The following is a 21,117-nucleotide window of genomic DNA, read 5'->3' as shown; positions in this document are numbered from 1 at the left end:
CTCACAGCCTCTTTTCGACGAGCACCTCGACGCGGCGGTTCAAGGCCCGCCCCTCGCGCGTGCTGTCGGTGGCGACTGGATTGGTGGCCGCGCGGCCCTCGGAATGGACGCGATCCCGCGGCACTCCGTTCTGGACCAGCATGTCGGCAATTGTCTGGGCGCGAGCCTCGGACAGTCGCTGGTTGGTCGACAGCGGATTGGTCTTTTGCAGGGGAACGCTGTCGGTATGACCGACCACGGTGATGTTTCCGATCAGCTCCTGATTGGCGAGGATCACCTTGGCGATCGACCCGATCAGGGGCTCGAAGCCTTCGGTCAGTTGCGGCCGCGACGACTGGAACAGTTCGGGGTTGGAGGCCTGAATGATCAGCTTGGCCAGCGAAACGCTCTCGGTGCCGCTGAGGGCGGGTTTGAGGTCGGCGGGCGCCCCGGCCTGAAATTCTGGCAACAGCGCAAAATCCACCTTCTCCGGCGGCGGGGCATCGACCTTGGGCGACGTGCGGGTGATGTCGCCGCGCGCGGGCGGCGGCAGCGCGCGAACAAGTGCGGAAAGCTCGACCGCCTGGCTGCTCAGTCCCATCGAGAGCCCAACATGGATTGCCGTGGCGACAACCGCCGCGCCGAGCGCCATGACCCAGATCGGAACGATGAAGCGCTGCGGCTCGTCTGAAGCGATCACGCCTTTCCAGTTTGGCGACAGTGGAGCGCCTTCGGCGTCGGCATCGCGCAGGAAGCGTGCCGCCGCCACGCGAACGGCATTGAGCGAGCGGTCGCCCGACCGGCCTGGTACGCGATATTTGCCGCGGAAGCCCAGCGCCATGCATTGATACTGCAGTTCCAGCAATTCGCGATCCCGGTTCGGATGGCGCTCAAGTTCGTCGAGACGCGTGAAGAACTGCGTGCCGGCATCGACATCGCCGCGCAGCATGACCACAAGCGGCTGCCGCGGCCAGGCGCTGGCACCGCCCCATGGCGTGTTCAGGGCCAGATCGTCGAGCAACGCCGCCACCACCCAGGCCGCCTGGTCGGCGCGCTCCATCGAGGATCCGACCGACATAGCCGTGTCGCGTGCCCGAACCAGTTCTTCGAGCAATCGGGTGCGCAAAGCTTCCGGATTGTCCGGCGGCAGCGCACTTTCAAGTTCGGGAGCGAATTCGAGCAAAGGCGCGAAGGCGTTGACGAGTGCGTTCGGATGGGTGCGGGACCGCTTCACCACCGCGCCGGGCAAGAGTGGCGCCATCGGCCGCGGCATCGGCGCGCCGGTCAATCGAATGCGAGTGCGTTCGCGATCCTCCGACAGTCCGAACGGATCATCGCGGCTCATGATCTCACCTGTTCACCGAATAGCAGTCCACCTGCGGCTCGCTTGGCAACACGCCCGAAACGCCGATGACGAAGCCGGGAGCATCGAGCAGCGACGCCCAGTGCTCACTTTTCTGGTCCAGCTCGAGGCATAACCGATCGCCATCGTAAGGAATCTCGCGCGGCTGGGAATGAAGCGGTTTCAGCGGAATGCCGGGTAAACGCGATTTCCACAGACCCTCGAACTGGTCGGCCGAGCCGACAGTCGCCTGATTGACGAATATCTTGCGCAGCGCGTCCTCCGACAGCTCCGAACCGACCCGGATGACGATCCGGCTGGCCACCAGCAGTTTCGGGTTGTCGATGCGGATTTTCCAGACATTGGTCGAATGCCGCATGACCGGCAGCGCACGCGATTTCGGCTCGATGTAACGCAGGCTGAGGATGAGCGAGCGCAGCGCATCCGCCAGCGCCGAATAGGCGGGGCCGGGCGCCATGTGATCGTAGGCGGGCAACTCGCCCAGCCGCCGCGCGCTCGATCCGTAGGTCGCCATCGATCCGGCGAGCCCGGCAAGTTCCAGGTATAGCTCGGCTGGATGGAACACATCCTGAGCCAGCATGTGGGCCAGCCGCGGACGTGCCGCATTGGCGAGATTGAGCATCAGCAAATCTTCGACGCTGCGCCCAGGTCCGCCCATGACCATCTTGCCATGCGCCTCGGCGATCTGGTCGAGGCCGGTGACAACTTCCAGCAGCAATTGCCGGTACCAGGCCACGGCGCCGGTAACCAATGTCGGTGGCAGGAAGGTCTCGTCAAGGGAGACGCCGCCATCGGCTCGAACCCCCTTGAGGTCGGCTATCGGCAAGGCCGTGTAGCCACCGACCGACTTGCCGGGTGCGAGCAGCAGCGCCTGCGGCCGGGCGATTTCGATTTCTTCAGGGTCTGAACCGCCCTGGACGGCGTCACGCACCGAAACGATCCGCCCATGATATCGTGCGCCCGAGGCGGCAGCGTGTGCCGGATCGAAGCCGACACCGCCCGAAGGCTCCAGCGGCAAGGCGATCAGCACCGGTCCGGCGCCCGTATCGGGGGTGACCGGTAGCGGGCGCGGCGCGTCCATCATGTCTGGAATCGAAAAAGGTGTCCCGTCCGGGAAGATGCCCCGTGCCGATAGGATCGAGATCTGGCCGGCGTCGAGCAATGCCTGATCCAGCGTCAGCTGTTGAAAGCCGAACGTATGCAATTGCCCGGCCTGCAACGCGCCGCGCACCGTCGCCTCGAAGAAGCGATCCTGCTGCTGGAAATGCTGGGTCCGCAGGAAAAGCCCTTCGGACCATAGCACCCTGTTTGCATCGCTCATGCCGCTACTCTCTGCATTGAGCTCCCCTTGCCCTGGCCGCTAGGCAGAAATGCCGCCGCTGCCAAGCGTGACGTTGATCGTGAATGTCGATCCCGGCGATACCGACTTGGTTGTCCGCCAGTTCCTGCCGCCAGGCTCGCGGATCAGTGCAACGAAGCCTAGCGCCGTCGCGTCCGGCTCGACGGTGATGGTTTTGGACGCGGATTTTCCCGGCCCGACGGAAATCTGGTCGGATCCGATAAGATCGCCCGCCAGCGCCGTGCCGGCATCTCCCTGCAGCGCGAAATAGTCGGCGGAATTGAATTTGCCGGTGCTTTTCAGCCGCATCACGAGAACCGTCACCGGCCGGTCGCCGCCACCTGGTCCCGGGTTCATGCCGGCGCCGCCGGTCATGTTGACGGTGATCACCGATGGTTTTGGCGGACCACTCTGGCAAGCCGCAAGCAGCCCTGTCGCGCCCAGGGCAACGACAAATTCACGTCGATCGATCATCTCTCACTCCTCCTCATATGCATCTCGAAAATCGGCGCCGATTTCGCCAAGGAAGCTTTTTTCCGCGCTCTCGGCGATTTCACGATGGCGTTTCTGGTAAAGCTCCCACAACTTGGCGCCCCGCCCGCCAGAGAGCAGGGTGCCGATCGCGGAATTCGATTTCAGTTCTTCCTCGATCGCTGCCGGGTCAAAACGGTCGATCATCCGCCGCAAGGCGGCCTGTATGCCTCGCCAGGCACGCACGTGATGTTGCGCGAGATCGCGAACCGCATCGGCGATTGCCGCTTCGCCGGCGAGAAATCCGGGGCTGCGCTCAGCGATAAGCGTCACGATGGCGTCGTCGACCGTCGGCAGGAACTTGAGCGGATTGACTTCGGAGGCCCCGACCATGGTCTGGGCGACGCGCGCGTTTCCCTTTTCCTCGGCCCGCTTGCGCAGAAGCTGCATCAGGCCTTCCATCATCATCCGGTATTCGCGACCGAACTTCTCCATTTCCGCGATGCTGTCGCGTCCGGGGAAATCGGCTTCCTCGACACCCATGCCGTGCAGGAATGCGGCGCGAAGCGCCATCTCCCCCGGCTGCGCCGCTGCCGGCGGGCGGGCGGCTTTGGGAGCAGCACCCACACGTGGTGGAGGAGGGGTATCCGCCGGCTGCACCGGCAAATCCCAGGGATTGGCGGATTGGGATCGCTGGGCGATGCGCTCGCGCTGTTCGGTCGAACTGGCGCCGTTCGCCGAACTGGGCGCCGCGGCTGGTCCGAAACCAAAATCATCATTGAAATCGGACGGCTTTCCATGAGCGGCCTCGGCTCCGCGGCTGGGGGACGGTACCGGGTCGAGGCTGAATGGGTCCGCCTGGCTCGCCGCGCCGCCCGGTTCGCGATAAGGGGCGGGATTTTTCGACGCCGGCGTTGAAACCGGATCGAGGCTGAACGGGTCATCGAAGGCGGGCGAGTTGCGCTGGTCGGAGTTGGCACGTTCGAATGCGCCCGGAACCGGCTGCTCGAACGGGTTCGGCAGATCGGCCGGACGTGGCCGTCGCGGCTCTTCCTCGACCTTGGCGGAAAAGAAGTCATCGCGACCGATGCTCACCGGCGCCCGGGACGCTGGCGGCGCGCGTTCAGGAACCGGCCGGCCGGCCGCGGGTGCTTGAGTGGCTGGCGTTTGCAGGTCGACATGGACGATGTAGTCGCCCAGTCTCAGCCGCATGCCGCTTTGAAGGCGCGTCGACTTACCGGCACCGAGCGGGCTGTCGGAGTCGTTTATGAACAATCCGCTGCTCGACGTGTCGGTGACGAAATATCCGTCTCGCCCGCCAGAGATCTTGCAATGCGCTCGCGAAACGAACATGTCGGGATCGTTGATCTGCCAACCCGCGTCCGCGCTGCGGCCGATCACCAGCTCACCCTCGTCCAGCCGGGTCTGCCGTACCGCCTGGGTGCGTGGCCCTTGCTCCAGTGTCAGCAGCAGACTCATGCCGCGACCCCCGTCATTTCCGGCCGCCATCCGACGATTGTCCGCAGCCGCATGTCGTCAGCATCGCCCCTTTCAGCGGGTCGCGCAAGCCAGGCGGTCCGCCCGAGCTGAACCGATCCGATACGGGGCGGCGGTACGGCTTCACGCGCAAGCACGATGCGCAGGTCGACGTCGAGCGATTCCCCGACCATATCGCGAACGGCCTGCTTGAACAGTTTGAGCCGCTTGCCGCCAGGCAGGAACGCCTTGAACTCCTCGTACCCCAACGGGCCGACACGCAGTTCAATCCTGCTTTGGCGGCTGAAAACGCGCGGGCCGATCGTCGCCCCCTTGCCGAGCCCTGCAAAGGCCTTTGCAAGACGGGTCTGGAGGCCGGTTGGCACTGTTATCCAGGCGGCGATGAATTCCTTGATCTGTACCGGCACCTTGAACGCTTCCGCCAGGAACAGCGTCAGCCGTTCCGGGCCGTCGACCTGATTGGCGAGCGAAGCCGCCTGGCGAAGCTTCACCGTGTCGAGGTCGGGGTCCTGGGTGCCGGGAAGTCCTATCCCGGCCATGGCTTCAAGCATGGCGCGAACGCGCCCGCCGACCGCGCGTTCGACCTGGACAGCCGGATGCGCATCCGCCCACGCCCGATAGTAGAGGGCGATCATACGGTGCTGCAGAATGTTGACGAAGTCCACGAACGTCGTGTCGCTGGTCATCTGTGCGTCGGCGCCAGCGAACCAGCGTTGCGACAGCCGGTCGAGCACCCAGCGCGTCAGATGCAGCGGCAATGGACCCTCGGGTCCCAACAGACCGAGATTTGCAACCGTGACCCGGGCCGGCGCCCCGTCGCGGGCTTCGCGGAATTGAACCAGGTCCCGTGCGGAAAAGGCGAGGCGCACATGCTGGCCGAGCCGTGCCGGCTCACGGTCGGGGCGGCCGGAATGGCCGAACAGACCGCTCCGTTGTTCGAGACGGCGCAGCAGTTCGAAAAAGTCGAACGTCTCGGACAAACCTTCCCGGTTCGGGCCGGGCTTGTCTAGATCAGGTAGCGATTGCCGGGCGTCATCGGCCATGGCACATCCTCCTGCTTCTGCAGCAGCCGCGTGCGGGTCCGCACGAACCCGTTTATCCCGGCGTGGCGGGCAAACAGCCGCGCCAGCAAGGCCGAAAGCAGCAAGGTGCTTTGGCCGGCCAGGACCGATTGATCAACATGCAACGTCACTTCGGTACCGCGTCCGAAGCACATCGGCCCATCGATTTGCAGACGTTCGATGACCGGCTGCGAGTCGATACGCACGATCGAATGCACATTGCGAGCAAGGCTCGGATCGCCGCGATCGGCATAGAGGTCGAGCAGCGCATGCAGGGGGTCGATGCCGCGGCCTTCCTTGGCAAGACTGAGAAAGTTGAGCGCGAGCTGCGCCACCAGCCGCCAGGCGAGATCGTCGGCCCGCGATTCACCATCGGCCCCAGCCGGCAGTGCCGCGGGGATAGCTGGCTGCGGCGGACGCAGCGCGCCAAGAAGCCTAACGGTTTCGACCGGGTCGCCGGCCTCTAGCGTCAAGGTCGGATTGTCATCGAGGATCGGCAGATCACGATTGGTGCAAAGGGCCATGACGTCGAGACGCTTCAGCGGCCGGGTCGCCGGGCTTGCGAGCGGCCGGGATATGGCCAGGAAAACGTCATCCCCGGTGTAGGACGTGCGGGTCAGGCCGTCGCGGCGCTCCTCTTCCGTCGCGCGGCGAGGGCGTCGCTCGGTTGAATAGACCCAGCCACTACCGCGGTTCTGACCCAGGCTGAAGAGTTCGGGGATTTCGGCGTCATTGCCTTCCGTGTCGGCGTCCTCGACGCGGATGACCCGATAGATTTCAAAATCGCGCGCCCGCGTCCGGTCCGCATGCAACACCTGCCGCGTCTTGCGCTCATCGACTTCGACGACGTTGCACTCGCGTTCGAACAGATTGATGATCGGCGTCGCGAAAAGTTCGAAGTCCGCCGGCGTCAGATCGGCCAGCTCAGGCACCGCGCGTCTGAACAGGAAGATGATCTCGAGCCCGGCCGTGCATTTGCGCACGACGGGCCGCAGCCCCGAAACCCGCGCATAGTGGAAGCGCTCGGGCATCATGAAGTATTCGCGCAGCAGGCGGTACCCTTCGAATGTCGGGCGCGTGCGCGGCATCAAGGCTTCGTCGTCGCTGATGCCGACCATTGCGGGTATCGGCAAGGCCGACAACGGGTTGGTCTTGCCTTCCGGTCGTGCGCCGGCGGCCGTGCAGGCGCCGAAAATCGCGTCGAACAGAAGCGGCGCCTTGGTGCGCCCGGCAAAATAGAGGTCGAGTCGGTCGAGCGCCAGTTCGTCGAGCTTGCCTTTTCCGGTTCGGGCCAGCGTGATGCGGAGCGCCGCCTCGCCGCCGGCGCCGCCGATCGGCCCTATGCCGGCCATCGCCATCGCACTGCGATCCTGAAAATAGCCGACCGAAGCTATCGCTATCGGCCACAGGGTCATTTCTTGCGCGGTGGAGAAAATACAGCGTGTCGACAGGCCGGGCTGCAGGCTGGAGACCAGCCGCGTGTTGCGCTTGACGACGTGGCCGGCGAGCATGGTCTGGACCTGCTGGCCGGGTTTCAGCACCACCATCGCCGTTGCCGGCGCCGGCGTGACCAGATCGGGATAGAGAACATCGAGCACACTGCGTGAAAATCGCGAGCGCTCGGCGTCGACCTTCAGCCGAGTGCGCGCGGCGAGGAAGGCGACGCCGTCCAGCAGCCGCTCGACATATGGGTCCGGACACGGGACCGTGTCGAGGGAAAGGTTGCGCGCCACCGCCGGATGCATGTCGGCGAATTCCGCTGCAAGGCCACGGATATGGGTCAGTTCCTCCTCGTAATATTCGACGAAGACCCGATCCATCTCAAGCGTCCCTAATTTCGGTCCGCGCCAAGCCGTTATCGAGATTGATCGTGGTGCGCAGGCGCATACGTTCGGGCGTCGGCGTCATGATCAGCACCGCGTCTATCTCGATCTTCAGACCAACGGTCTTGTCGCCAAGAGTGACGGTAACCTTTGTTGCGCTTTCCTTCAGGCGAGGCTCGAAGGTGGCGAGCACCGTGCGGATCTCACGCGCCAACACGTCGCGATCGAAATCGCGGGACGAGCGGCCCGAGAAGGAAGGCACGCCATAATTGACCACGCTTCGGCGGACCTCCGGAAAATCGGCGAGCGAAGGTGGATTGTCCGAAACCTGTTCATTTTCCAGATCGGAAAGAAGCGGCGTGGCCTCGAAGCGCTCGGTGTTGAAGAGCGCCTCGATGTCACGTCGTACCGCTTCCCTGAGCACTCGGGCCGATACCACCACGCCACGGCTTTCGATCTCGACGCGGTGCTGGGTCTGAAAGGCCAATCGATGCAGACGGCGTTTCTGATCCGGTGTCAGTTCCGCATCGGCGTCGATGGCCCGCGTACTGCCGGCAACGAGTGTGTCGAGGCGTTCTGCGCCAAGCTCATCGAGCAGGACATGGCGCAGCCCGTCTATTTCCGAGGTCAGACCCGGCAGGTCATTGACGAGGCGATCCCAAAGCGATGGCTGGACGGCTTCGCTTTTCGCCCGCAAGCTACCGGTGGTCTGCTGCTTGCCCGCGCCGGGCCGCCGAACCTCACTTGCCGACATAGACATCCATTTCGGCTTCATCATTGCCGTCATAGACGAACTTGATCTTCTTGTAGGCGAAGCTGACTTCTTCCTGGATCAGGTCTTCCTCATCCTCGGCCTGCGACATGTCGTATTCCATGACGAAGGCGTCATTCAGTGTGATGACCAGATAATCCTTGCTTTCGCCATCGATGGTCCGGCGCGCCGAAAACACCACCTCATCAAGGGCCTTGTTGTCGAACAACGCCTTTTTCAGGTAGGGCGAGGATTTGTCGTAGTGCTTGGTGAACTTGATCATGCCCATGTTCACGCGGCCACGGCGCGAGACCGAATTCGGATCATAGGGTGCGACCATCTTGTAGTCGACGCCATGGATTTCGATCTCGTCCTCGTGGCCGTCGCGGGTGCTGGGGCCTTTGATATCGGGAACCTTCAGAAAGCCATCAATCTTCGTAGTTGTGGGCATTGTGTTTCTCCACCGCTTTCAAAAAACCAAGTTGTCGTTGCTGCGATCAAGTCTTCACGGACGGTAGTTCCGACACCAGTCGGAGCGAGGCGTTGATGCCCTCCAGCTGGTAATGCGGGCGCAGATAGAAGCGGGCATTGTAATAGCCCGGCCGCCCCTCCACGCTGTCCACCTGGACCTCGGCGGCGGCAAGCGGGCGCTTGGCGCGCGCCTTGTCGTCGGCAAAGGCCGGGTTGGCCAGCACGTATCGGTTGATCCACTCGGTCAACCAGATCTGCATGTCGGCGCGCTCCTTGAACGAGCCGACCTTGTCGCGCGCGATGGCCTTGAGGTAGTGCGCAAACCGCGAGACCGGGAACAGGTAGGGCAGGTTGGCGCTCAGCCGCTCGTTCGACTGTGCATCGGGATCGACCAGCCGCCCCGCCCGCGTTTCGTCGTCCTGCAGCGAGTGTGCTCCGATGAAGGCCGCGAGATCGGTATTCTTCCGGTGCAGGATGGGCATCAAGCCAAGCTTGGCCAGTTCCGCCTCGCGCCGGTCGTCGATGGCGACTTCCGTCGGACATTTCATCGCGATCGAGCCGTCATCGGTCGGGAAGCTGTGCACCGGCAGGTTGAGCACCGTGCCGCCATTCTCGACGCCGCGGATCTGCGTGCCCCAGCCAAACAGCTTGTGGCTGCGGTTGATGTTGACGCCCATCGGGAAGGCGGCGTTCATCCAGACATATTTGTTGTGGTCGCCCTGCACCTCTTCCTCGAAGGTGAAGCCCTTCACCGGAACGGTATCGGTGCCGTAGGGCAGCCGCGCCAGGACGCGGGGCATGGTCAGGCCGATGTAGCGAGCGTCCTCACTCTCGCGCAACGATTGCCACGAGGCATAGGCCGGGTTGGAGACGATCTGCTGCAGATCTTGCGGGTTCGGCAATTCCTGCCAGCTGTCCATGCGGAACAAGCGCGGCGAAGCGGCCGCGATAAACGGCGTATGCGCCGAAGCACAGATGCCGGAGATGTTGCGCAGCAGACCGACGTCGCGCGGGTGGTTGGAGAACTCGTAGGCGCCAATCACGCAGCCGATCGGTTCGCCGCCAAGCATCGAATACTCGTCCGTATAGACTTTCTTGAAGATCGGGCTCTGGTCCCACATCTGGCCTTCATAGTCTTCGAGCGTATCGGCCAGCTGTTCCTTGGAAATGTTCATCACCCGGATCTTCAGCTTCTGATCCGTCTCGGTGTTGTTGATGAGATACCAGAGGCCACGCCATGTACCTTCCATTTCACGCACTTCCGGCGCGTGCAGGATCTCGTTGACCTGGGTCGTCAGCATCTTGTCGATGCCGGCGATCAGCGACTTGATCGATTTGATCGCATTGGACGAGATGGTCGTTGTGTCTGAGCGGGACTGCGCCGCGAGCGCCAGATTGCGCACGAGTTGCTGCAGCTTCTCGCTGTCGTCCTTTTTGACCTTGAAATCCTTCTCGAGGAGCCCGCTGAATTCTCCAAGATCTATGGCTTCGGCCTCGGCGACTGCGGCGGTCTTTTGCTGTTCGGCCATGATTTATTCCCCAACCTTGTCGTCGTCGGCCAGCGCCTGGTTGGCGATCTTGCCAAGCAACGGTTCGTTGTTCAGAAGCTGCGCGATCCGCTTTTCGGCGTCGACGCGGCCATCCATGAAGCCGAGCAATTCCTCGAGCTGACGACGCATCTTGAGGATCTCGGCCAGTTGCGGAACTTGCTCGGCGATCTTGTCGGGGGCGAAATCACCCATTTTGGAAAATGTAAGATCGAGCGCCAGTTCCTCGTCGCGCTCCTGGCCCTCGGCCTGCGGCAGCGTGTTTTTCACGCGGGCTTTGACGCGGGGTCCGAGCGCCTCCATGAACTTGGGGAAGCGGTTCGCGTCGGTCTCGACAAAGGAGCGGTCCAGCACCGACTTTGACGCTTCCTTGGTTTGCGAAGCACCGGCAAGGTCGGCCATCACACCCATGACAAACGGCAGTTCGATCGTCGTCGGGCTGCCATAGGTTTCCACATCGTAGGCGATCTGCACTCGCGGCGCGCGATTTCGTTCGATGACCTTCGCTTTGCTTTCGGCTGGCATGTGTCGTTACCTTTCATCCTTCTGAGCCGTCTTCTTGGCATCGGGAACGCCGGCAAGCAGCCTGAATTCCTTCAGCCCTGAAGGGGCGAGATCTTCCATCAGTTCAACAAAATCCATGTGCACCATCCGGCGTACGCGCCGAGCCAGGTGCGGAATTGGGCTCGACGGTTCCGTGCGGTCATAGAAGGCGACGACGAGGTCGAGGCATTTCACCACGTCGTCGCGCGAGGAGATCCGGTCGGGAAGTCCCGTGCTCGAGTCCGCGTAGCTTGCCATACTTGCCATCGCATCGGCTCCATGACCGTTTCGAGCAGGCGTTGCCGGTTCCGCCGGCATCGGCGGCGTGGCCGCGCCATTCGTCACCGCGCCGGCTGCCGAATTCCGTTCGAGTGTCGTCAGCAAACGCTGCAGGAACCGTTTTAAGTCCGGAACGGGAGCGCCGCCGCCCTCGAGACGAGCGTTGAGCGCGGTCTCGACCGCATCGAGTGCCGCGATCGTTGCCCGGGCGTCGGCGATGAGCTGGACCATCTCCGCATTGGCCTGATCGATCTGTGCCGCACATCCGGCACGCACCCGGTTCAGGAGTTGTGCGTGCGCACTGACCAGCGCGGCCTTTTCCGCCGCATTCAACCCCGAGGCGGCCTCCTGGAGCATGACGCGCTCGTCGAGCGCACCTTTTTCCAGATCCTTGCCCTGAATCGGGCCGATTGCGCGCGGCGCAAAGAACGTCATTTGCCGCAGGTTCGCCAACAATCCGTCCTGCCTATTCTGTAGGTCGAGCAGCGCGTTGATGCGGCGCAAGGCGGCATCGCGTGGCGAAGCGTTGGGCCGCAGTGCCGGATGCATGGTTTCCCAATGCTGATCGAAGGTCCGCGCAATGAGGGTCAGACCTTGCGCCAGCCCGGCCAGCCCTTCTTCATTGGCCAGCGCGCGCGTAACGATCACGAGCAGGCGCAGGTCCCGGCCATGAGCGCGCAATTCCTCTGCCTTTGCGAGCACAGCGGGCCAGTCGACTGGAATGGTGCTTTGCGAGGCGGCCTTGTTGTTGCCGTCGTGGACGACCTTGAGTTGGGCTTCGGTCAGGCGCTCCAGCTCATGAAAAGCCGGGTCGTTGCGCAAATCTTCCCCGGACGGATTCTCGCCGTCGAGCGAAGCAAGCCAGAGTGCGAGATCAATCACACCAACCCCCAGCGAAGGCCCTCAAACCAGATGTGACCCAACGTTATCACACCGTCGCACTTTACCACAATTCAACGACTGCTCAAAAATTAACAGAAGCTAAATGCAACCGCCTCCGGGTGCTGAAATCCGTAGCATGATTGCCGATCCTGCATGAGAAATGCATCGCGCAGGGGCGCAATTCCGCGGTGTTTGCAGCCGGCGGTGCAGGACTTCCACAAAGGCAAGAAGCTGGCTGGACCGGTCATCGAGACCTCGTCCATCACGCGCTTTGTCAAGTGGCGGCTTATGTGGCAGGTTATCGGCTGGCAGATTGCAGGAGCACGTTCGATGGAACAGCGCCGGTCGTCGCAGAGCTTCAAGCGTAAGGAACTGGTCGGCAAGCTCAATCCTGTCGGTGTGCGCGCCTTCAAGGCCGCCGCCGACACCGCCAAGCTGCGCGGCAATCCTTACGTCGAACTCGTTCACTTCATCGAGCAACTTGTGCTTTCCGACCGCTCGGATGTGCAGATGATAATCGCCGATGCGGGACTGGATGCGAGCCGGCTCACGGCCGACATGACCCGCGCCGTCGACAAGCTGCCTTATGGCGCAACGTCGATCGAGGAATTTTCCGACCATATCTTCCATGCCATCCAGGAAGCCTGGAACCTGGCGACGCTGGAATTCGGCGTCGAGGAAGTCCGCAGCGCACATATTCTCCTTGCCTGCCTGAAGACGCCGGTGCTGGAAGGCCTGCTGTCGAAGATCAGCGCGGAATTCGACAAGATCGATGCCGACGCCGTCATCAAGCGCTTTGCCGACGTAACTGAAGGGTCGCTCGAAGCCGGGGCTGCGCCGGCTGCTGCCGCCGCCGTGACACCGCCGAAGCGGGCTCTGGGCGGGGATTCGGCGCTGGCGAAATACGCCACAGACCTGACCCAGCGCGCCCGCGACGGCAAGATCGATCCGGTCGTCGGCCGCGATCCGGAGATCAGGCAGATCGTCGATATCCTGATGCGACGCCGGCAAAACAACCCGATCCTGACCGGCGAGGCCGGGGTCGGCAAGACGGCGGTCGTCGAGGGGTTTGCTTTGCGTATCGCCGAGGGCGACGTGCCGCCCACGCTGCGGGATGTCAGCGTGCACGTGCTCGATGTCGGATTGATGCAGGCGGGTGCAAGCGTGAAGGGCGAATTCGAAAAACGGTTGAAGGCCGTCATCGATGAGGTTCAATCGTCCGAAACGCCGGTCATCCTGTTCATCGACGAAGCCCACACCTTGATCGGCGCTGGCGGCGCGGCGGGCACGGGCGACGCGGCCAATCTCCTGAAACCCGCGCTGGCGCGTGGCGAACTTCGCACCATCGCGGCAACGACTTGGGCCGAATACAAGCAGCACATCGAGAAAGATCCGGCGCTGACCCGCCGTTTCCAGGTGGTGAAGATCGATGAACCGTCGGAGGCGGTGGCCGTTCTCATGTTGCGCGGCGTGGCCGGCGTTCTTGAGCAGCACCACAAGGTGCAGATACTGGATGAGGCGATCGAGGCGGCAGTCGGCCTGTCGCATCGCTACATCCCGGCGCGGCAACTGCCCGACAAGGCGGTGAGCCTTCTCGATACCGCTTGCGCCCGTGTCGCCATATCGCAGCACGCCACCCCGGCCGAGGTCGAAGACATCATGCGTCGCCGCCAGGCGCTGGAGGTCGAGCACGGCATCATCGGTCGCGAGGCCGCGATCGGCATCGAGGTGAGCGAGCGCCAGGCACGCGTCGACGCCGGACTGGCCGAAACCGAGGTCACGCTGGCCGCGGCGCAACAACGTTGGGACCGGGAAAAAACCCTGGTCGCCGAGATACTCGAATTGCGTGCCCGGCTGCGCGGCGAAGGTGTGCCGCTCGATGCGGTGGAGACGGAGGAGACCACTATCGAGGCAGCAGGCGCGGTCGCGGTTGAGACCGAGCCGCCCAAGACTGAATTGCCCAAGACCGAAACGGCCAAGGCCGACTTGGAGGCAACGGCGGCCAAAGCCCCTCCACACGATCCAGCCGCCGATCTTGCCCGGCTGCGCGAACTGATGACCGAACTGGCCGAGGCGCAAGGCGAAACGCCGCTGATCCTGCCGTCGGTCGACCGCAACGCCGTGGCGGCGGTGGTTCAGGACTGGACGGGAATCCCGACGGGGCGGATGCTGTCCAGCCAGACTGAAAAGGCGCTGCGGCTCGCCGCTACCCTTTCCGAACGCGTGGTCGGCCAGGATCACGCCATGGAGATGATCGCCAAGCGCGTGCAGACCAGCCGCGCCGGCCTCGGCGCGCCGGAAAAGCCGGTGGGCGTGTTCCTGCTCTGCGGCCCCTCGGGCGTCGGCAAGACCGAAACCGCATTGGCGTTGGCCGAAACACTCTATGGAGGCGAGCAGAACCTCATTTCGATCAACATGTCCGAATTCCAGGAGGCCCATACGGTCTCAACCTTGAAAGGCGCTCCGCCCGGATATGTCGGCTATGGCAAGGGCGGAATCCTGACCGAGGCGGTCCGCCGCAAACCCTATTCGGTGATCCTGCTCGACGAGGTCGAGAAGGCGCATCCGGATGTGCACGAAATCTTCTTCCAGGTCTTCGACAAAGGGATGATGGACGACAGCGAGGGCCGGCGCATCGATTTCAAGAACACGCTGATCCTGCTCACCTCGAATGTCGGCTCGGAAGTCATCATGGACCGCACCAGGAACGGCACGCTGCGGGCCGGGCTCGACGATCTGGACGTTGTCTTGCGCGGCCCGTTGCTAAAGGTCTTCCCTGCCGCCTTTCTCGGCCGCGTGGTGACCATTCCCTACTATCCGCTCTCGGATTCGATGATCGAGGCGATCACCCGTCACCAGTTCGCCAAGATCGCCCGCCGGCTGCGCGCGACCAACGACGCGGAATTGGTGATCGGCGACGGCGTGATGGATATGGTCAAGGCCCGCTGCACCGAGATCGAATCCGGCGGGCGCATGATCGATGCCATCCTGACCAATACGCTTCTGCCGGAATTGAGTCGCGGGGTGCTGAACCGATCGCTCGAGGGCGAAAAAATGACAAAGGTAACCGTCGGTGCCTCCAAGGAGGGCTTCACCTATTCTTTCGAGTAGGAATGCTGATGATGATTTGCTTCGGTAACTAGGCAGGTGTGCCAGCCGGCTCCAATATTTGAAGGCACGGAAGCCCATGCCTGCCGCTCCATCTCCGCCCAAATAGGGCGAGTTTGTGTGGCGTGATTGACTACTGACGGTACTTTGCGTAGCGCAACGGTGATGGTGTCGGGCAGTGGGCAAAAGTCGTCCGATTGATCCCGATAATTGGTGAAACCTCAAAATATTTTTTGCGGCGATTTTCCCTTTAAAATCAAAAGCGTAACTTTTTGACGGGCCATGCGTCGGCTTTTGATCCTGCAGGCAAGAAAAACCCAGCTAGATCAATAACCTAGCTGGGTTGAAAACAATCGAGTGGGAATAGGGGAGCGCACTGCAGCGTAGGTCCGGTTAGAGTGGCGTACTAGATGCGACACTGCTTTCGCGATAGCTGCCGATAGATCTCGCCGCCCGGTGGAATGTTTCGGCGCGCCAGCCGAACAGCCAACCGGTCAAGCTGGCCTCAGGCTGACGCATAGCCTAGTGACCCTCATCATGGCTGCTGCCGTTCGAGGCAGGCGGTAAACATCAGTGCGGCCAAGTAAGATATGGGCGCGGGGGCAGGTGGTACCGGCGGCCGCACGGCGACTTGCGAGCCATCGCTGGGAGGTTTTAGGCAATCGCGACTGCATGGGAAAGCGAGCCAGCTGCCAAACGACCACATAAGTTTATTCGTTTTTGACCAATACGCGCCGGTGGATTCCTGTAATCTTCAGAAAAACACCGGGACAACCGGGCCAACCAGAAAGGTCGGGGAATGAAATACGTCGTCGATACGATCGGCGGTCCCGCAGGCGGTGATGCCTGGCAAGCCGCTGTTACCGAAGCCTATTTTCCGCTCGACACCGAGTATCGGAACCGTCGCGAATTTTCAGGCACGCTCGAAACCTTCTCCCTCGGGCTCGTCAGCGTATCTAAAATGCGCTGCGATGCCGTAAGCTATCGCCGCCATCGCCGCCACTTCCTCAACGAGCGTGACGCCAGCCTGCTCATCACCATCCCGGAGATGTCGGAGGTGAATTTCTCGCAGGGGTCGAGAACCGTCAATTGCAGTCCGGGGGGCTTTCTCGTCGAGAGGGGAGATGCGCCTTACGAATTCTGGCACGGCAAGCCAAACGCGCTGTGGGTCCTGAAGGTGCCGTCATCGAGCGTTCGGGCACGGATCGGATCCGCCGAACGGCTCAGTGCGCTCAGTTTCGACGCGACCCAAGGCATCGCCGCGCTCTTCCTCGACACGGTGCGAACCACGATCGGCCATCTCGATGAGATCACTGAAGTCGCTCGTGAGATGATGGGCAGGCACATCCTGGAAATGCTGTGCCTGTCGATCGTGAGTGACGACCGCGTGCTGGACAGCAGCATCTCGTCGATCCGGGCCGGCCATTTGCATCGCGCCGAGCAGTATATTCGCGACAACCTGAAGAATTCCGACCTCGGCCCGCAGGCGGTGGCTGATGCCTGCGGCATCTCCCTGCGTTACCTGCAGGTTCTTTTTCAGGACAGCAACCAGTCGATCAACGGCTTCATCCGCGACGCCCGGCTTGAACTTTGCGCCGAGGAGCTGATGTCGGTGACCAACATCAGCAGCGTCGCCGAGATCGCTTACCGCTGGGGCTTCGCCGACCAGTCTCAGTTCTGCAAGCACTACCGGACGCGGTTCGGCTGCGCACCGACCGATACCCGTCGCGAAGCAGCGAACCGGGCAGGCCGCGCTTCGACCTCAAGAGAGCGGCACTAGAGCAATTCCAGGAAAAGTGTGAAGCGGTTTTCCGTCCGGAATTGCGCCAAACAAAGAGTTAGACCCGACGAAATCCGAGCCAAGTCCACAATCTATTGCGACGTCACCCCGGCAAGGGGCGACGAAAGCCGAGCCTTGCCCGCAAAGACCCCGCGAAGGAACTGTCATGAGCCGAATCAGAGTTGCCGTCGATGTCGGAGGAACCTTCACCGACATCTGCATCATGGACGAAGACAGCGGTGCGATCCGCATCGAAAAGACCGCCTCCACGCCTGACGATCCGATGCGGGCCATCATGAACGGCGTGGAGCAGGGCCGCATCGATCTTTCGGAGGTGACGATGTTCTCTCACGGCACGACGGTCGCCACCAACGCGTTGATCACCCGCCGCCTGCCACGCACCGCAATGGTCTGCAGCGAGGGTTTCCGCGACGTTGTCGAGATCCGTCGCGCCAACAAGGAAGACCTCTGGGACACCTACAAGGATGTCGCCAAGCCCTATATCCCGCGCCGCGACCGGCTGACCGTCCGCGAACGGGTCAGTGCCGAGGGCACGATCCTGGAAGCGCTGGACGAAGAGGCCGCGCGCCGTGTCGCGGAGATTCTCAAGAAACGTCAGGTCAAGTCCATCGCCGTCTGCTTCATGAACTCCTATGTCAACGGCGCCAACGAGCGCCGCATGCGTGAGATCCTGAAGGAGGCAATGCCCGATCTGCCGGTCTCGATCTCCTCGGAGGTCATGCCGGAAATCTTCGAGCACGAACGTTTTTCCACCACCATGGCGAACGCCGTCTGTGCCCCGGTCGTCGTCGACTACGTGTCGCGTCTTGGAGAAAAGCTTGCCGCCGCCGGATACAAACGAGATCTCCTGCTGCTGCACAGCGGTGGCGGGGTCATGACGCCCGCGAGCGTCAAGGATTTCTCGGCCCGGCTCGCGGGGTCTGGCATCGCCGCTGGCGCGATCGCAAGTCGCTTCATCGGAAATCTCTGTGGCTTCCCGAACTCGATCGGCTTCGATATGGGCGGCACCAGCACCGACGTCTCGCTCGCTTGGAACGGGGAGTCGCGCATCACAAAAGACTGGTACATCGAATTCGGATATCCGATCCGCTTCCCCTCCATCGAGGTACTGACCATCGGTGCGGGCGGCGGGTCGTTGGCATGGCAGGACGAGGGCGGCAGCTTGCGCAACGGACCGCAGTCCGCTGGCGCCTTTCCAGGTCCGGCCTGCTACAAGAATGGCAACCGCATTGCCACCAACACCGATGCCAATGTCGTGCTCGGCCGTCTCGGCACCAGCCTCGCGGGCGGCAAGATCACGCTCGACCCCGCCTTGGCCGCCCAGGCTGTTCAGGAGACGGTGGCGGCACCCTTCGGCATGGAGCTCCATCAGGCGGCCGAGGCGATCATCGCCGTCGCCAACGCCAATATGGGCAATGCCGTCCGGCTTCTCTCCATCAGCCGAGGCTATGACCCGCGCGACTTTGCACTTGTCGCATTCGGCGGTGCTGGCGCTTTGCACGGAGCGGCCGTGGCCAAGGAGCTTTCGATTCCAACCGTGATCGTACCGCCCGATCCCGGCGTCACCTCCGCGCTCGGTTGCCTTCTCGTCGACGTGCAACACGATTTCTCCGAAAGCTTCATGGCCGATGCTTCGACTGTCTCGCCCGCCGAGATGCAGACAGCCTTTGTTCTAATGGAAAAACAGGCGGTTGAGCGTCTGGCCCATGAGGGCGTGGCGCGGGAAGACATGGCGCTGCAGCGCACGGTCGAGATGATGTACCAGGGCCAATGGCGCTCGCTTGCGGTGTCAGCGCCGGCGCGCATCGAGAGCATCTGCTCGCTGATCGAGGCATTCCACAACGAACACGAACGCGAGTTCAACTACCGCCGCGAAGAGGCGCCGGTGTCGATCTTCCGCATCGCGGTCAAGGCGATCGGCATCGTTCCGAAAGCCGAGATACCGCGGCACGAAGTCTTGCCTCATGTGCCCGAGCCCTTCGGCCGCCGCGGCGTCTGGTTCGACGGCGTATCTCATGACGCGGCTGTCTATGAACGCGACCAACTCAGCGCCGGCGCTGCCTTTGCAGGACCCGCCATTGTCGAACAGTTCGATTCCACCACCGTGGTTCCGCCGGGAATGAGCGCGACCGTTGACGGCTTCCTGAACATTCTCATCGTGACGAAAGGCTGAGACATGACAAAGCTGATTGAAACGAGCCCTGGCCTCGATCCGGTAACGTTCGAGGTGCTGAAGAACTCCTTCATCACCACCGTCGACCAGATGGCCGAACAGATGCTTCGCACCTGCTATTCCTTCGTCATCTACAACCGAGACTTTTCGAATGCCCTGCACGACGCCGATGGCAACTCGGTCGCCCAGGGCAACTACGACATCGCGGTCCATGTCGGTACACTGCACAACACATGCAAGGAGGTGATCCGAGTGTTCGAAGGTGATATGGCACCCGGCGACGTCTACGCAATCAACGATCCCTATGCCGGCGGTACGCATTTCAGCGATGTTCGGCTCGTCCGGCCGATCTTCGACGAAGACAAACTGATCGGCTTCTCCCAGTCGAACGGACACTGGTCGGATCTCGGCGGCTCGGTGCCGGGTTCCTTCGACGTCACCGCCCGAGACATGTTCCGCGAAGGTCTGCGGATCACGCCGTTGCGCCTTTTCCAGCGCGGCCGCTTCTGCTCCGACGTCGCCAACATGATTGCGGCCAACACGCGCGATCCGGCATCGATCATTGGCGACATCCATTCCCAGGCGCAGGCGACGCAGGCCGCCGAGCGCGAACTGTTGCGGCTGGTCAAGAAGTATGGGCGCGGCCAGGTCATGCGCGGTATGGAGGAGGTTCAGGACTACGTCGAACGTGCCGTGCGAAAGCGTCTGGCGGAGCTGCCCGACGGCACCTGGGAGACGGTCGACTACATCGACCGGGATCTCGGTGCCGGCGAAGGCATGATCCCGATCCGCATCAAGATGACGATCAAGGGCGACACGATCCACTACGATTTTACGGGAAGCCATTCGACCATTGCCTCGATGTACAATTCCGCCCCGGGCGCGACCTTCTCGGCCGTGGTCGCCGGCATGAAGACCTTCTTTCCGGACCTTCCACTCAACAGCGGGTTTTACCGGATGATCGAGGTGACCGCGCCGAAGAACAGCATCGTCAGCGCGGAATGGCCGGTGGCGGTGACCGGGTTCCTGATGCCGTTCGAAAAGATCATGAACGCGATCTTCGAGATGTGGTCGAAGATCATGCCCCAACGCGCTATCGCCTGCGCCTTCAACCTCGAATATCTGCTGGCCGGGGGGCGGGACGCACGCAAACCCGAAAAGCCGATCTTCATGTTCTACGAATGGCTGCCCGGCGGCTGGGGCGGGCGCAACGGCAAGGATGGTGCCGATGTCACCACCGCCTGCTTCGGAACCGGGTTGATGTCACAACCGAACGAAGGCAACGAGCGGGTGAATCCGACTCGGACGATCGAGTTCCAGATCAAGCAGGATTCAGCCGGACCCGGCAAATGGCGGGGCGGTGTCGGCGTGCAGAAAACCTCGTTGTTGCTTGAGGCTGAAAATGCCGTCATGTCCTATATTTGCGACCGCGAGCGCGCTGTCGTCTGGGGTGTCGAAGGAGGCCTGCCGTCGATGCCCCACGGCTTGACCATGAAGCGCGCCGGAGAAGAGACCGAGATCTGGCTCGGCTCCGTGTTCTCCGATTACTCCGTCCACACAGGCGACCAGTTCGCTCGTCCGACGGCCGGCGGCGGCGGTTTCGGCGATCCATTGGAGCGCGAGCCCCGCAAGGTGATGGAGGACGTGATCGACGACTACGTTTCCCTGGAGCGCGCCAAGACTGACTACGGCGTGGTGATCCGCGAAATCGACCGCGACCTGTGCCAGTACGAAATCGACGGGGCGGCAACCGAAGCCTGCCGTGCCGACATCCGGGCGAAACGGAAGGACTGGGCACGCATGGATCCTGAGGAGGTCGCGCGCAAATACCGCTCCGGCGGTATCGATACGCTCGATGCGGTTCGGCACTATGCCGTGATCCTCGACTGGGAGACTGGCGAACTCCTTCCCAAAACCACCGCCCAGTTCCGTGAGAGCTTTGAGAAACGGACGGTCGCTCACTGGACCTGAGCGCTAAAGAGCGCGCCGCAAACCTTGCGGGCGCTCGCAGGGAGTTATCTGTTTTTTC

General features: G+C 62.5%; 15 protein-coding genes. 4 read left to right on the top strand and 11 right to left on the bottom strand.

Going from position 1 to position 21,117, the window contains the following annotated elements:
• Position 1: 1 nt before the first annotated feature.
• From icmH to tssA, 11 genes are read right to left on the bottom strand one after another with little or no spacing between them, the layout of a single operon-like run.
• A complete protein-coding gene (gene icmH / locus ACSQ3L_RS27435) occupies positions 2–1,324 on the bottom strand; it encodes a type IVB secretion system protein IcmH/DotU (protein WP_436162749.1) in 1,323 nt (440 codons plus the stop codon).
• 4 nt (positions 1,325–1,328) lie between these two features.
• The gene (tssK, locus tag ACSQ3L_RS27430) at positions 1,329–2,663 is read right to left on the bottom strand and encodes a type VI secretion system baseplate subunit TssK (protein WP_436162748.1); all 1,335 of its coding nucleotides are present in this window, start codon (positions 2,661–2,663) and stop codon (positions 1,329–1,331) included.
• 39 nt (positions 2,664–2,702) lie between these two features.
• A complete protein-coding gene (gene tssJ / locus ACSQ3L_RS27425; protein ID WP_436162747.1) occupies positions 2,703–3,155 on the bottom strand; it encodes a type VI secretion system lipoprotein TssJ in 453 nt (150 codons plus the stop codon).
• Between the two features lie 3 nt (positions 3,156–3,158).
• Complete coding sequence (gene tagH, locus ACSQ3L_RS27420; RefSeq protein WP_436162746.1) at positions 3,159–4,631, bottom strand: type VI secretion system-associated FHA domain protein TagH; 1,473 nt, start codon at positions 4,629–4,631, stop codon at positions 3,159–3,161.
• Positions 4,628–5,692 (bottom strand): type VI secretion system baseplate subunit TssG, encoded by a 1,065-nt coding sequence (gene tssG, locus ACSQ3L_RS27415; RefSeq protein ID WP_436162745.1) that lies wholly within the window; start codon positions 5,690–5,692, stop codon positions 4,628–4,630. The genes tagH and tssG overlap by 4 nt, the downstream gene beginning before the upstream one ends.
• Complete coding sequence (gene tssF, locus ACSQ3L_RS27410) at positions 5,656–7,530, bottom strand: type VI secretion system baseplate subunit TssF (protein WP_436162744.1); 1,875 nt, start codon at positions 7,528–7,530, stop codon at positions 5,656–5,658. Before tssF ends, tssG begins: the two co-directional genes overlap by 37 nt.
• Position 7,531: 1 nt before the next feature.
• Positions 7,532–8,287 carry a type VI secretion system baseplate subunit TssE gene (tssE, locus tag ACSQ3L_RS27405; protein WP_436163542.1) on the bottom strand — a complete coding sequence of 252 codons (756 nt, stop codon included), beginning with the start codon at positions 8,285–8,287 and terminating at the stop codon, positions 7,532–7,534.
• Positions 8,274–8,735, bottom strand: coding sequence for an Hcp family type VI secretion system effector (locus ACSQ3L_RS27400; RefSeq protein WP_436162743.1), 462 nt, complete (start codon positions 8,733–8,735; stop codon positions 8,274–8,276). Before ACSQ3L_RS27400 ends, tssE begins: the two co-directional genes overlap by 14 nt.
• A gap of 46 nt (positions 8,736–8,781) precedes the next feature.
• Positions 8,782–10,284 (bottom strand): type VI secretion system contractile sheath large subunit, encoded by a 1,503-nt coding sequence (gene tssC, locus ACSQ3L_RS27395; protein ID WP_436162742.1) that lies wholly within the window; start codon positions 10,282–10,284, stop codon positions 8,782–8,784.
• 3 nt (positions 10,285–10,287) lie between these two features.
• On the bottom strand, positions 10,288–10,827 hold the full coding sequence (gene tssB / locus ACSQ3L_RS27390) for a type VI secretion system contractile sheath small subunit (RefSeq protein ID WP_436162741.1): 540 nt from the start codon (positions 10,825–10,827) through the stop codon (positions 10,288–10,290).
• A gap of 6 nt (positions 10,828–10,833) precedes the next feature.
• The gene (gene tssA, locus ACSQ3L_RS27385) at positions 10,834–12,006 is read right to left on the bottom strand and encodes a type VI secretion system protein TssA (RefSeq protein ID WP_436162740.1); all 1,173 of its coding nucleotides are present in this window, start codon (positions 12,004–12,006) and stop codon (positions 10,834–10,836) included.
• 330 nt (positions 12,007–12,336) lie between these two features.
• Here tssA and tssH point away from each other — a divergent pair, with 330 nt between their 5' ends.
• The 4 genes from tssH to ACSQ3L_RS27365 all read left to right on the top strand — a co-directional run bounded on the left by tssH (position 12,337) and on the right by ACSQ3L_RS27365 (position 21,059).
• Positions 12,337–15,117, top strand: a complete 2,781-nt coding sequence (tssH, locus tag ACSQ3L_RS27380) for a type VI secretion system ATPase TssH (RefSeq protein WP_436162739.1) — start codon at positions 12,337–12,339, stop codon at positions 15,115–15,117.
• Positions 15,118–15,913: 796 nt separating this feature from the next.
• The gene (locus ACSQ3L_RS27375) at positions 15,914–16,894 is read left to right on the top strand and encodes a helix-turn-helix domain-containing protein (protein WP_436162738.1); all 981 of its coding nucleotides are present in this window, start codon (positions 15,914–15,916) and stop codon (positions 16,892–16,894) included.
• Between the two features lie 166 nt (positions 16,895–17,060).
• The gene (locus ACSQ3L_RS27370; protein WP_436162737.1) at positions 17,061–19,088 is read left to right on the top strand and encodes a hydantoinase/oxoprolinase family protein; all 2,028 of its coding nucleotides are present in this window, start codon (positions 17,061–17,063) and stop codon (positions 19,086–19,088) included.
• A 3-nt stretch (positions 19,089–19,091) separates the two neighbouring features.
• Positions 19,092–21,059 (top strand): hydantoinase B/oxoprolinase family protein, encoded by a 1,968-nt coding sequence (locus ACSQ3L_RS27365; RefSeq protein ID WP_436162736.1) that lies wholly within the window; start codon positions 19,092–19,094, stop codon positions 21,057–21,059.
• The last annotated feature ends 58 nt before the right edge of the window (positions 21,060–21,117 follow it).

Source organism: Mesorhizobium sp. LjRoot246 (genome assembly GCF_964254115.1).
GTDB lineage: Bacteria > Pseudomonadota > Alphaproteobacteria > Rhizobiales > Rhizobiaceae > Mesorhizobium.
This window is presented reverse-complemented; position numbering and strand designations above follow the sequence as displayed.